Raw genomic sequence first — 12,679 nt, 5'->3', positions numbered from 1 at the left:
CGGGCAACAACCAGTTACCCACCGCAGTTTGGCGGGATTACAGCACCATGCGAACAATTTCAATCTGGCCCAGTTCGTCATAAAGCGTTTCTACCTGCTCAATGTGGGTCGCATTAATGGTGATAGAGACGGAGTGGTAATTGCCTTTGCTGCTCGGCTTAACGTCCGGGGAGTAGTCGCCTGGCGCATGACGCTGAACCACTTCCACGACCTGATCAACCAGCTCTGGCTGTGCCAGGCCCATAACTTTATAGGTAAAGGGCGTGGGGAATTCGAGCAGTTCTTTAAGATTGGTTTTCATTGGGGGGCTCCGGTAACGCAAAATCAAAGGTTCCCGCCTGAGCGGGAACCTGAACATCCTTCAAATATGGGGGGCTTTCGGGTCGAAATCAAGGGGCAATATGACACTGTATAAGGCAGGCCGGGGTGGCCTGCCCGGAGCGATTAGCCAAACCAGTGATGGAACATTAGCTTAATATAATCGACGATGCGACCCAGGAAGCCACCTTCCGGCATATCATTCAGCACCACCAGGGGATGCTGCTCAACGGTTTTGCCATCCAGCTGGAAGTTGATCGTGCCAACGACCTGGTTTTTGGTCAGCGGGGCATGTAGCTCAGTGTTGCTAAGCGTGTAGCTCGCCTTAAGATCCTTCATGCGTCCGCGTGGGATGGTCAGATAAACGTCTTTTTCCACGCCCAGCTGGACGCGATCGCTGTTACCAAACCACACCGGCTCAGAAGCAAACTCTTTACCTGCCTTCAGCGGCGCGACGGTTTCAAAGAAACGGAAACCCCAGGTCAGCAGCTTTTTACTTTCGGTTTCACGGCCTTTATAGGTGTGACCGCCCATTACTGCAGAGATCAGACGCATCTGGCCTTCGGTAGCGGAAGCAACCAGATTGTAGCCCGCTGCCTCAGTGTGTCCGGTTTTAATCCCATCGACCTGGAGGCTGGTATCCCACAGCAGACCGTTGCGGTTGGTCTGACGAATATTGTTAAAGGTAAACTCTTTCTCTTTATAAACCGCGTATTCATCCGGGACGTCACGGATCAGCGCCTGGCCGATCAGCGCCATGTCGCGAGCCGAGCTGTATTGTCCCTCAGCGTCCAGGCCGTGTACGGTCTGAAAATGGGTATTTTGCAGACCGATGGCTTTAACATAGTTGTTCATCAGGCCAACAAAGGCGTCCTGGCTGCCGGCAACGTAGTCTGCCATGGCCACACAGGCATCGTTACCTGACTGGAGCACAATACCGCGGGTAAGCTGTGAGACAGGTACGCGGTCACCCGGTTTAAGGAACATCAGGGACGACCCTTTAAATACCGGGTTACCGGTTGCCCAGGCATCTTTACCGACGGTAACGATGTCATCCTGATGGATTTTCCCGGCTTTAACTGCCTGACCAATAACATAGCTGGTCATCATTTTTGTCAGGCTGGCTGGATCGCGACGCGCATCGGCATTTTTTTCTGCCAGTACTTTGCCCGAGTTGTAGTCGATAAGCACATAAGCTTCAGCGTCGATATCGGGTACGCCGGGGATCATGGTCTTAATATTTACGTCGTCTGCGTGAGCAAAGGAGGTCAGGCTGAGTGCAATCAGCGAACCCGCCGTCAGGCGCTTAATCAGGTGGTAGGAGGTAAGATTGTTCATATTAAGGACTACAACATCCATGGGCTAAGTTAGAAAAAGTGACTCACTATAGCAAAATCAGTCCTGCCCGGCATCCGTCTTTACCTGCTGACGGCTAACGGATTTAATCGGTCCGCTAGCCGTCATACGCCTGCCAAACAGCTTCAGGTTTCGTTAGTGGGCGACGGTTATAAATGATTGCTGCTGCGCTTCGCTTAACAACCTGCGTTGCAGTTCGCTGGCCTGCTGGCGTGAATTGAAATGCCCCAGCTGAACCCGGTAAACCTTGCCCTGGTTACTGACGGTACCGGGAACGCCGAACTTCCTGCTCAGGGCGTTTTTCAACTGTTGAGCCCGCGCGCTGTCGCTCAGTGCACCGACCTGAACAGCCCAGCTGCCACCGCTTGCAGCGGCGGGTGCAGAAGCGGCGGCGGCTGGTGAAGTGACCGGTGCAGCGGCGGCCTGCGAGGTGACCGGAGAAGGTGCCGTTGAAACTGTGGCGGAGGAGGCGCCGGAGGAAGCGGTCGATCCCGCAACCGCGGCCGCTTCACTGCCTTCCAGTACGCCGTTGCGCAGTGGCTGCGGCGCACCCAGGAAGCCGTTGCTGCGCACCGGCGCACCCAGGTTATCATCACTATTCAGACTGCTGTTATCTACCGGGTGGGATTCAGTCTGCTGTGCGGCGGGCTGCTGATAACCCGACTGCTGGGTATCCTGCTGCTGCGTTGCGGGCTGCTGATAACCCGACTGCTGGGTATCCTGCTGCTGCGTTGCGGTCTGCTGATAACCCGCCTGTTGGGTATCCTGCTGTTGAGTTGCAGACTGCGGTGACGCCGCGCTGGCCGCTGCGCCTGCGCCCATTACCGTCATGCCGCCGGCAATATCCGGACGCGGTGGCAGCGCGTAACTCTGTTTCGCCACGGTGGTCCCGATGGTGCCAGGGCCGGAAAGCGAGCCGTCCGGAGCCACGGCAATGTAGTCCACCTTGACGCGGGTATTGTTGGAAATATTCAGACGATCGCCCGCCGCCTGCGACAGGTCAATAATGCGGCCAGGTATATAGGGACCACGATCGTTAACGCGCACCACAATCATCCGGCCATTCGCCAGGTTAGTGACGCGAACATAGCTGGGGAGCGGCAGAGTAGGGTGGGCGGCGGTCAGGGCGTTAGCATCAAACTCCTCACCCGTTGCGGTACGGTTACCGCTGGCCTCACTGCCATAGGCGCTGGCAAGCCCGGTTTCACTGAAATTCGACGGGTCCTTAATAATGTGCCAGGTTTTTCCGTTGACCGTGTAATCCTGACTGGTTGCAGGATTGATCGGTTCGTAATGCGGATCTGCGCCGCTAATTTCGACTACCGGGCCGTTGTAGGCTGGCGCGTGTTGCTGCACCGGTGCCTGCTGGTCGGTGGTGGTACAGGCTGCCAGCAGAGCCGACGCCAGGCCAATCCAAAGCCAATCCTTACGCATTTTCCAAGCCTCTTTAAACGCTTTTCGACAACAGTTTTCGATGAGTGTGGATTGACATAATAATCCCAAACCCGGCCATCAGGACGATCAGTGCCGAGCCGCCGTAGCTCACCAGCGGAAGCGGAACGCCCACCACCGGCAAAATGCCACTTACCATGCCAATATTAACAAAAACATAGACAAAGAAGATTAGCATCAGTCCGCCCGCCATCACCCGTCCAAAGGTCGTTTGTGCGCGGGCGGCCATCACCAGGCCGCGCATAATCAGCAGCACGTAGAGTACCAGCAATACCAGCACGCCGACTAATCCTAACTCTTCAGCCAGCACGGCAAAAATAAAGTCGGTATGCCGTTCGGGTAGAAACTCCAGCTGCGACTGGGTGCCGTGCAGCCAGCCTTTGCCGCGCAGGCCGCCGGAGCCGATGGCAATCTTGGACTGAATAATATGATAGCCCGCGCCCAGCGGATCGCTTTCCGGATCCAGCAGCATCATTACCCGGTCCCGCTGATAGTCATGCATCAGAAAGAACCACAGGATAGGCACAAAGGCTGCCACTAACAGGAGCGCCACGAGGATCAGCTTCCAGCTCATGCCAGACAGAAACAGGACAAACAGGCCGGAGGCGGCGATCAGAATCGCGGTTCCCAGGTCCGGCTGTGCGGCCACCAGCAGCGTGGGCATAAAGATCAGCACCAGCGCGATGGCGGTGTTTTTAAGCGTGGGGGGGCAAACATCGCGATTAATAAAGCGGGCCACCATCAGCGGCACGGCAATTTTTGCTATCTCCGAGGGTTGGAAACGCACGATCCCCAGGTCAAGCCAGCGCTGGGCACCTTTACTGATATGACCAAAAGCGTCAACGGCAATCAGCAGCACCACGCAGAGAATATAGAGATAGGGTGCCCACCCCTCGTACACCCGGGGCGGGATTTGCGCCATAACCATCATCATGACAAAGCCCATGGCGATTTGGCCAATTTTTCGCTCCATCATGCCGGGATCCTGGCCGCTGGCGCTCCAGATAACCAGAGCGCTGTAAACCAGCAGGGCCGAAATCAGAATAAAGAATGTCGGATCGACGTGTATTCTGGTCCAGAAAGTACGCTTCTGATGACGATCGTTCATGTCACTCACCTTCATAGCCCGACGGGACGGGTGCCGCATCGGGCAGATTGGTATTGTTGTCGCCAAGCATGATGTGGTCCAGAATCTGTCGCATGATGGTACCAACCGCAGGGCCAGCACCGCCGTTTTCCAGAATCATCGTCACCGCCACGCGAGGATTATCATAAGGGGCAAAGGCGGTCATCAGCTTATGATCGCGCAGATGCTCGGCGATCCGGTGCGCATTATAGGTTTCATTCGCCTTCAGGCCATAGACCTGGGCGGTACCTGACTTCGCGGCGATTTTATAAGGCGCATCCTGAAAGCTTTTACGCGCGGTGCCGTTAGGACGGTTAGCCACGCCGTACATCCCGTCTTTCGCAATCTCCCAGTAACCGGAATGAATATCCGCAATGGGAGGCGTCTCGGGCTGACGATAAGGGACTTTGACGTTGTCGACGACGTTCGCCATCATCAGATGAGGCGTTTTTACCACGCCGTCGTTAATCAGCGTCATCATGGCTTTATTCATCTGAACCGGCGTCGCGGTCCAGTAGCCCTGACCAATGCCGACCGGAATGGTATCGCCCTGATACCAGGGTTTTTTAAACCGCTTCATTTTCCATTCGCGGGTAGGCATATTGCCCGGCGTCTCTTCCACCAGGTCAATACCGGTCAGGTGACCGTAGCCAAATTTATTCATCCATTCCGACAGACGATCAATGCCCATATCATAGGCAACCTGATAGAAAAAGGTATCTGCCGATTCCTCGAGAGACTTGGTGACATTCAGACGCCCATGCCCCCAGTGTTTCCAGTCGCGAAAGCGTTTCTCAGAGCCGGGAAGCTGCCACCATCCCGGATCGAACAGGCTGGTATTTCTGTTAATCACCCCGCTGGTCAGTGCGGAAACGGCGATATAGGGTTTTACCGTCGAGGCAGGAGGATAGGCTCCCTGCGTGGTGCGGTTAATCAGTGGACGGTTGGGATCGTTGAGCAGCATGTTGTAATCCTTACTGCTGATGCCATCCACAAACAGATTAGGATCGTAGCTGGGCATGGAGACCAGCGCGAGAATGTCTCCGCTGCGAGGATCGGTGACGACCACCGCCGCGCGACTGCCCGCCAGCAGGGTTTCGATATACTGCTGGAGCTTGAGGTCGATGGTCAGGTAAATGTCCTGTCCCGCCTGCGGTGGCTGCTCATGAAGCTGGCGAATAACCCGGCCGCGGTTGTTAACTTCCACCTCTTCATAACCGGTTTTACCGTGCAGCATCTCTTCGTAAAAGCGCTCAATCCCCAGCTTGCCGATATCGTGGGTGGCCGCATAGTTCGGCCATTTCCCCTCTTTATCCAGCCGGTCAACGTCGCGATCGTTGATTTTGGATACATAGCCCAACACGTGAGTAAGTGCGGAATTATAGGGGTAGTAGCGGCGCTGATAGCCTTTGACTTCCACACCTGGAAAAGCGTACTGATTGACGGCAAACCGGGCAACCTGAACGTCGTTCAGGGCAGTTTTTACCGGAATAGAGGTAAAGCGGCGGGAGCGTTTACGCTCCGCTTGAAAGGCTATCAGATCTTCATCGCTCAGATCGACAATGGGTCGGAGGGCCTGAAGGGTTTTTTCAAGGTCTTCCACCTTTTCCGGCACCAGCTCAATCTGATAAATGGTTCGGTTTAATGCCAGAGGAACGCCGTTGCGATCAAAAATAATCCCGCGGCTGGGGGCGACCGGCACCAGCTTGATGCGGTTATTGTTAGAACGGGTACTGTAGTCACCGTAGCGAATAATTTGCAGGTGATACAGGTTGACCACCAGTACGCCGGAGAGCAGTAAAATGCCTAAAAAAGCGGTCAGCGCCCGGCGGACAAACAGCGTCTGTTCGGCGGTGTAGTCACGAAAAGAGTTGCGTTGTAGTTTCATCCGCTGTTTTAGTGTATCCGGTTGATCCTATCGCCTATTCGCGGTGATAAGGATGATTCGCAGTAATGCTCCATGCACGATACAGGCTCTCAGCCACCAGCACGCGAACCAGCGGATGGGGCAGGGTAAGCGCGGAGAGTGACCAGCTCTGTTCTGCCGCCGCTTTACAGGCGGGAGACAGCCCTTCCGGCCCGCCGATCAACAGGCTGACGTCCCGGCCATCCTGCTTCCAGCGCTCCAGCTGGGTGGCCAGGTGTGGGGTTTCCCACGGCTGACCGGGAATATCCAGCGTAACGATACGATTTCCTTTCCCCATCGCTGCCAGCATCAGCTCACCCTCTTTATCGAGGATGCGCCTGATATCAGCATTTTTGCCGCGCTTGCCTGCCGGAACCTCAACCAGCTCCAGCGGCATATCTTTCGGAAAGCGACGGAGATATTCCATAAATCCGCTTTGCACCCAGTCCGGCATTTTCGTGCCGACGGCGACAAGCTGCAGCTTCACGTCTTAACTCCAGAGCTTTTCAAGTTCGTAGAGGAGGCGGCTCTCTTCCTGCATAACATGTACAATAACGTCACCGAGATCGACCACGACCCAGTCGGCGGTCGCTTTGCCATCGACGCCGAGCGGCTTCAGGCCTGCGGCACGGCTTTCCTGTACCACATGATCGGCAATGGAGGCGACGTGACGCGTTGAGGTGCCGGTGCAGATAATCATGCAGTCGGTGATGCTGGATTTGCCCTGAACGTTAACAGAAACAATATCCTGGCCTTTTAAATCGTCGATCTTATCAATGACGAAGTCTTGGAGTGCTTGACCTTGCAAAAGGTTCCCCCTTGGGTTTTAAGCCTGACAGTGATTTTTTCCGGTGGATCCGGAAAATTTAGCGGCGAAGTATACCATGAGCTTAGGGGTTGCGATATAAACCCGCATCATTGATGAATGCCAGCACGGCGGCGGGAAGAAGCCCGTCGCAGGATTGATTATGATGGCGCCGCTCGCGTATTTCCGTTGCTGAAATTGCCAGCAGCGGGGTGGCGGCCAGATAAATAAGGCCTGCCGGAGATGCATGCAGCTGCCGGGGATCGGTGGTCAGGTGTTTTGAGAGCCACTGTTGCAGCTCAGGCGTTTCCAGCTGGCTATCGTAGCCCGGACGCTTAAGCACCAGCAGATGCGTCAGAGAGAGCAAATCCTGCCAGCGATGCCACTTATGCAGACTCAGCAGTGAATCCTGGCCAATGATAAATGCCAGGGATTGTTGTTCACCGCGCTCCTGGCGCAGCACGGTGAGCGTTTCAAACGTCCAGGAGGGCGTTTCACGCTGCATTTCGCGCAGGTCAACATCAAAAAGCGGATTACCGGCAATCGCCAGCCTGACCATCGCGACCCGCTGGGCCGGTGTAGCTTCAGGCTGAGGGCGGTGCGGCGGTACGTTATTAGGGAGCAGCGTAATTTTACTCAGGCCGGTCAGCGCCGCCAGCGCCTCAACCGGTTTCAAATGGCCGTAATGGATGGGATCGAAGGTCCCGCCAAAAAGAGCATGCAGCCCCGGGTTATCAGACATCGCAAAAATGCTCGGGGAAGGTGCTGCTGCACAGCAGCAGCGACAGCGTTTCCAGATCGGGCCAGATATCCTGACCGTAATCCTGTTTAAGCGTCAGCTCAATACGCGTTAGCAGGCTGAAAGCCTGAGCGAGCTGCCGGGCAGAGAGTCTCTGTAGCGCTTCGCCGTACAGCGCCCGCCGGTTTTGCCAGACGCGATGCTGATCGAATAGCGTACGCAGCGGCGTGCCTGCCATCTGACGCTGCAAATTCAGCAGCATCATCAGCTCCCGCTGGACGGTACGCAGCAGAATAACCGGCTCGCTGTCTTCCGCCTGCATCTGCCTGAGAATGTGCCGGGCGCGCTTGTTCTTGCCCGCCAGTAGCGCATCCACCCAGTGGAAAGGGGTAAAGTGTGCAGAATCATTGACTGCTTCCTCAACCCTGGGCAGCGTTAGCTTGCCGTCCGGCCACAGCAGCGACAGTCGCTCAAGTGCCTGAACCAGCGCCAGCAGATTACCTTCGTAGCAGTAGCAAAGCAGCTGCGTTGCCGCGTCATCCAGCGTTAGCTTAAGACTTTTTGCCCGGGCGGATACCCAGCGGGGGAGCTGCGCCTGCTCTGGGGTCTGGCAGGGCACCACAACGGCATGGGCACTCAGGGCTTTATACCAGGCGCTATTCTCCTGGGCTTTAGTCAGCTTTGTGGCACGCAGGATCAGCAGGATATCGGCATGAAGAAGCGTGGACAGCGTGACCAGCTGCTCGCCGATCGCCGCATTCGGGCCGTTTTCCGGCAGGGTAAGAAGCAGTGTCTGGCGGCTGGCAAACAGACTCAGCGCCTGGCAGGTAGAGAAAATAGTGTCCCATTCGGTATGGGCATCAATGACAACGCTGAAATGTTCGGTGAAATCCTGCTGCTGAGCCGCTGCACGTATGGCGTCCTGAGACTCCTGAAGCAGCAGGGGTTCATTACCGGTAAGGATATAGCAGGCGCGCAGCCCCTCATGGAGCTGCGCGCTGAGCTGTTCAGGATAAATCCTGATCATTTCGCCAGAGAACTGTCAGGCAGGACAGAACGTGGGGACATCTGATCGATCGCGGACGGGGAGGCGTTCAGCGTATCAATCGCGCTGTCGTTTTCCGCCGCATGCACGGTCAACAGCTTACGCACCAGCTGCTGGGCCGCCTGGGTCCGCATTTCGGTGATGATTATGTTCTGCTCTGAGTCTTTTGCCAGGGCCGCCAGCGGGTTATCGAAGAAGGAGCGATAGACCGTTGCGCTGATCGGGTAAATCCCCTTGTTCGGGATCAGCACCTGGGCATTGACCGTCATCATCAGTGAGTACTCGGCGGTTTTACCATCCTGGAAGATCGAGGCGGTATCCCGTCCCTGCGTTTCACCCTGCAGGCGCAGCGACGGAACGTCTTTACGCAGGCCGGGTTTTTCAAGGATGGTTACGTTATTCAGACGGAGCTGTTCGCGCACGGCGCGGGCCAGCGGACCGTAGGGGTCTCCGGTGTCGACGATCATGGTTTTCATCTCCGGTGGGACCGAGGTGGTCCCGCGCAGATGATAGCCGCAGCCCGCGGTGATCAACACCGCCAGGCCAACTAACAATGACATTACTGGATTTCGCACAATTCCTCCTGACATCAACCCACGACCAGGTTAAGCAGCTTGCCCGGTACGTAAATCACTTTACGAATGGAGACGCCATCAAGATATTTGGCGACCAGATGCTCCTGCGCTGCCCGCGCCTGAACCTGTTCCTGTGTGGCATCAGCCGGAACGGTAATTTTGCCACGTACTTTACCATTAACCTGGACGACCACCAGCAGAGAATCTTCGACCATCGCCTCTTCATCCGCCTGCGGCCACGGGGCGTTATCTACCTCGCCAGCACCACCCAGCGCCTGCCACAGCACGAAGCTGGCGTGCGGGGTGAAAGGATAGAGCATGCGCACAACCGCCATCAGCGCTTCCTGCATCAGGGCGCGGTCCTGCTCGCTCTCCTGCGGAGCGCGCAGCAGCTTGTTCATCAGCTCCATCACCGCCGCAATCGCGGTATTGAAGGTCTGACGGCGACCAATATCGTCGGAGACTTTAGCAATGGTCTTATGTAGATCGCGACGCAGCGCTTTCTGCGCATCATTGAGGGTGGCGATATCCAGACTCGCGCATGCGCCTTTTTCCGTATGCTCAAAGACCAGCTTCCACACGCGCTTCATAAAGCGGTTGGCGCCTTCCACGCCGGACTCCTGCCATTCCAGCGTCATGTCGGCCGGAGAAGCAAACATCATAAACAGACGGACGGTATCTGCGCCGTAGCGCTCAACCATCACCTGCGGATCGATACCGTTATTCTTCGACTTGGACATTTTACTCATGCCCGCGTAAGTCAGCTCGCGGCCAGTGCTGTCGGTTGCCTCGGTGATGCGGCCTTTCTCATCGCGCTGGAGGGTGACCTCAACCGGTGAAACCCAGTTGCGTTCACCATTTTCGCCGGTGTAATAGAAGGCATCGGCCAGTACCATACCCTGGCACAGCAGGCGTTTGGCGGGCTCGTCTGACGTGACCAGACCCGCGTCGCGTAGCAGCTTGTGGAAAAAGCGGAAGTAGAGCAGGTGCATAATCGCGTGCTCGATGCCGCCAACGTACTGGTCCACCGGAAGCCAGTAGTTTGCCGCCGCCGGGTCCAGCATGCCTTTATCGTAATCCGGGCAGGTGTAGCGGGCGTAGTACCATGACGACTCCATAAAGGTGTCGAAGGTATCGGTCTCACGCAGCGCGGGCTGACCGTTAACGGTGGTTTTCGCCCACTCCGGGTCGGCTTTAATCGGGCTGGTGATGCCGTCCATCAGGACGTCTTCCGGCAGAATGACCGGCAGCTGATCTTCAGGCGTTGGCATAACGGTGCCGTCTTCCAGCGTCACCATCGGGATTGGCGCACCCCAGTAGCGCTGGCGTGATACACCCCAGTCGCGCAGGCGATAGTTTACCTTGCGCTCGCCAACGCCTTTCGCCACCAGATTGTTGGCAATGGCGTTAAAGCCCTCTTCAGAGGATAACCCATTGAATTCACCAGAATTGAACAGGGTGCCTTTCTCGGTCATGGCCGCAGAACTTACGTCGGGTTCATTGCCGTCGGCGTTCAGGATAACCGGTTTGATCGACAGGGCATATTTGGTAGCAAACTCCCAGTCACGCTGGTCGTGGGCCGGAACGGCCATCACTGCGCCGGTACCGTACTCCATCAGCACGAAGTTTGCCGCCCATACCGGTACTGTTTCACCGGTCAGCGGGTGCTGGGCGTACAGACCGGTCGGCATGCCTTTTTTCTCCATCGTGGCCATTTCAGCCTCGGCAACCTTGGTGTTGCGGCATTCAGCGATGAAGTCTGCCAGGGCAGGGTTAGAGGCAGCCGCCTGGGCCGCCAGCGGGTGACCCGCGGCAACGGCCAGGTAGGTCACACCCATAAAGGTGTCCGGGCGCGTGGTATAAACGCGCAGCGTTTCGCTACTGTTTTCGACCTTAAAAGCGATCTCGACGCCTTCTGAGCGACCAATCCAGTTACGCTGCATGGTTTTGACCTGCTCAGGCCAGCTCTCCAGCGTATCCAGATCGTTCAGCAGCTCATCGGCATAGGCAGTGATTTTCACGAACCACTGCGGGATCTCTTTGCGCTCAACCTTGCTGTCGCAGCGCCAGCAGCAGCCATCAATAACCTGTTCGTTAGCCAGCACGGTCTGGTCGTTCGGACACCAGTTAACCGCCGAGGTTTTTTTATAAACCAGGCCCTTTTCATAGAGTTTGGTAAAGAACCACTGCTCCCAGCGATAGTACTCCGGCTGACAGGTCGCCAGTTCACGATTCCAGTCATAGCCAAAGCCCAGCAGCTTCAGCTGCTTCTTCATATAGTCGATATTTTCGTAGGTCCAGGGGGCGGGAGCCGTCTTGTTTTTGACCGCCGCGCCTTCAGCGGGCAGGCCGAAAGCGTCCCAACCAATAGGCTGTAATACGTTTTTACCCAACATGCGCTGGTAACGCGAGATCACGTCACCGATGGTGTAGTTGCGCACATGGCCCATATGTAGGCGACCAGAAGGATAGGGCAGCATGGAGAGGCAGTAGTACTTCTCTTTACCTGTATCTTCGGTAACGCTGAACGTTTGCTTCTCATCCCAGTGCTGTTGAACATGGGATTCTATCTCTTCCGGGCGGTATTGCTCTTGCATGGCAGCCAGTGGTCCTTTGTAAACTTTATGATTTCGTTTAGATCGGCATAGCATAGCTGATAAGCAACCAGCGCAACAATAGTAACTGGCCGCCCGGGTGGCATTTCTCTGCAAGCTGGAAGACGGCAGGCAAATTTTGCTGTCGGTGGAGGACTTCTACGCGCAATTTCTGGTTTCAGGCTAGACTTTAAAGCGAAACGCTTTGGAACGTTCAGGAGAGAAAATGAACAAGGTTGCTCAGTATTACCATGAACTGGTCGCTTCGCTGACCGAAAGAATTAATCAGGGCGAGCATAATATTGATGCGCTGGTCGAAAGCGGCAGGCAGCGGATGATCAACCGGGGGGAGCTGACTCACGCACAGATTGACGACGTAACCCGGGCAGTTCGCCGCGATTTACAGGAGTTCGCCCGTAGCTATACCGAAAACACGCGCGACAGCAGCGACAGCGTTTTTATGCGGGTAATACGTGAAAGCGTCTGGAAGGAGCTGGCAGACATCACGGATAAAAGCCAGCTCGAGTGGCGCGAGGTCTTTCAGGATCTCAACCATCATGGGGTTTATCAAAGTGGTGAGGTTGTCGGACTGGGAAATCTGGTTTGTGAACAGTGCCACTTTACCCGCGCAATCTATACGCCAGAAGCGCTTACCCGCTGCCCGGAATGCGGCCATGACCGGTTTAATCGCCAACCTTTTGAGCCGTAATTCCTTAAAGGGCGACGCGAGTCGCCTTTTAGGTTTCCACCAGACAGCGAGCTT

General features: G+C 56.0%; 12 protein-coding genes. 1 reads left to right on the top strand and 11 read right to left on the bottom strand.

Annotated elements, in window-relative coordinates; translation table 11 throughout:
- Positions 1–37: 37 nt before the first annotated feature.
- The 11 genes from ybeD to leuS all read right to left on the bottom strand — a co-directional run bounded on the left by ybeD (position 38) and on the right by leuS (position 11,919).
- A complete protein-coding gene (gene ybeD, locus AC4PCC_RS14805) occupies positions 38–301 on the bottom strand; it encodes a DUF493 family protein YbeD (protein WP_067705510.1) in 264 nt (87 codons plus the stop codon).
- A 143-nt stretch (positions 302–444) separates the two neighbouring features.
- Positions 445–1,656 carry a D-alanyl-D-alanine carboxypeptidase DacA gene (dacA, locus tag AC4PCC_RS14800; protein ID WP_492125010.1) on the bottom strand — a complete coding sequence of 404 codons (1,212 nt, stop codon included), beginning with the start codon at positions 1,654–1,656 and terminating at the stop codon, positions 445–447.
- 153 nt (positions 1,657–1,809) lie between these two features.
- A complete protein-coding gene (gene rlpA, locus AC4PCC_RS14795) occupies positions 1,810–3,108 on the bottom strand; it encodes an endolytic peptidoglycan transglycosylase RlpA (RefSeq protein WP_492125009.1) in 1,299 nt (432 codons plus the stop codon).
- 13 nt (positions 3,109–3,121) lie between these two features.
- Positions 3,122–4,234 carry a peptidoglycan glycosyltransferase MrdB gene (mrdB, locus tag AC4PCC_RS14790; protein ID WP_067705516.1) on the bottom strand — a complete coding sequence of 371 codons (1,113 nt, stop codon included), beginning with the start codon at positions 4,232–4,234 and terminating at the stop codon, positions 3,122–3,124.
- A 1-nt stretch (position 4,235) separates the two neighbouring features.
- Positions 4,236–6,140 (bottom strand): peptidoglycan DD-transpeptidase MrdA, encoded by a 1,905-nt coding sequence (gene mrdA, locus AC4PCC_RS14785; protein WP_067705518.1) that lies wholly within the window; start codon positions 6,138–6,140, stop codon positions 4,236–4,238.
- A gap of 34 nt (positions 6,141–6,174) precedes the next feature.
- A complete protein-coding gene (rlmH, locus tag AC4PCC_RS14780; protein ID WP_067705520.1) occupies positions 6,175–6,645 on the bottom strand; it encodes a 23S rRNA (pseudouridine(1915)-N(3))-methyltransferase RlmH in 471 nt (156 codons plus the stop codon).
- A gap of 3 nt (positions 6,646–6,648) precedes the next feature.
- On the bottom strand, positions 6,649–6,966 hold the full coding sequence (gene rsfS / locus AC4PCC_RS14775; RefSeq protein WP_067705523.1) for a ribosome silencing factor: 318 nt from the start codon (positions 6,964–6,966) through the stop codon (positions 6,649–6,651).
- Between the two features lie 82 nt (positions 6,967–7,048).
- Positions 7,049–7,705 (bottom strand): nicotinate-nucleotide adenylyltransferase, encoded by a 657-nt coding sequence (nadD, locus tag AC4PCC_RS14770; protein ID WP_492125008.1) that lies wholly within the window; start codon positions 7,703–7,705, stop codon positions 7,049–7,051.
- Positions 7,698–8,729: a DNA polymerase III subunit delta gene (holA, locus tag AC4PCC_RS14765; RefSeq protein WP_067705527.1), complete on the bottom strand. Its 1,032-nt coding sequence runs from the start codon at positions 8,727–8,729 to the stop codon at positions 7,698–7,700. The genes nadD and holA overlap by 8 nt, the downstream gene beginning before the upstream one ends.
- Positions 8,726–9,322 (bottom strand): LPS assembly lipoprotein LptE, encoded by a 597-nt coding sequence (gene lptE, locus AC4PCC_RS14760; RefSeq protein WP_345831144.1) that lies wholly within the window; start codon positions 9,320–9,322, stop codon positions 8,726–8,728. Before lptE ends, holA begins: the two co-directional genes overlap by 4 nt.
- A 14-nt stretch (positions 9,323–9,336) precedes the next feature.
- A complete protein-coding gene (gene leuS / locus AC4PCC_RS14755) occupies positions 9,337–11,919 on the bottom strand; it encodes a leucine--tRNA ligase (RefSeq protein ID WP_492125007.1) in 2,583 nt (860 codons plus the stop codon).
- Between the two features lie 223 nt (positions 11,920–12,142).
- On the opposite strand from leuS, the gene AC4PCC_RS14750 reads away from it, so the two are divergent.
- Positions 12,143–12,625 (top strand): zinc ribbon-containing protein, encoded by a 483-nt coding sequence (locus tag AC4PCC_RS14750; RefSeq protein WP_067705531.1) that lies wholly within the window; start codon positions 12,143–12,145, stop codon positions 12,623–12,625.
- Positions 12,626–12,679: the final 54 nt, after the last annotated feature.

This window comes from Erwinia sp. L03-1, from assembly GCF_058686115.1.
This window is presented reverse-complemented; position numbering and strand designations above follow the sequence as displayed.

Coding starts and splice junctions, on each gene's coding strand:
- dacA (WP_492125010.1), bottom strand. CDS start 1,656: ATGAACAATCTTACCTCCTACCACCTGATTAAGCGCCTGACGGCGGGT.
- mrdB (WP_067705516.1), bottom strand. CDS start 4,234: ATGAACGATCGTCATCAGAAGCGTACTTTCTGGACCAGAATACACGTC.
- holA (WP_067705527.1), bottom strand. CDS start 8,729: ATGATCAGGATTTATCCTGAACAGCTCAGCGCGCAGCTCCATGAGGGG.
- nadD (WP_492125008.1), bottom strand. CDS start 7,705: ATGTCTGATAACCCGGGGCTGCATGCTCTTTTTGGCGGGACCTTCGAT.
- rlpA (WP_492125009.1), bottom strand. CDS start 3,108: ATGCGTAAGGATTGGCTTTGGATTGGCCTGGCGTCGGCTCTGCTGGCA.
- ybeD (WP_067705510.1), bottom strand. CDS start 301: ATGAAAACCAATCTTAAAGAACTGCTCGAATTCCCCACGCCCTTTACC.
- AC4PCC_RS14750 (WP_067705531.1), top strand. CDS start 12,143: ATGAACAAGGTTGCTCAGTATTACCATGAACTGGTCGCTTCGCTGACC.
- mrdA (WP_067705518.1), bottom strand. CDS start 6,140: ATGAAACTACAACGCAACTCTTTTCGTGACTACACCGCCGAACAGACG.
- leuS (WP_492125007.1), bottom strand. CDS start 11,919: ATGCAAGAGCAATACCGCCCGGAAGAGATAGAATCCCATGTTCAACAG.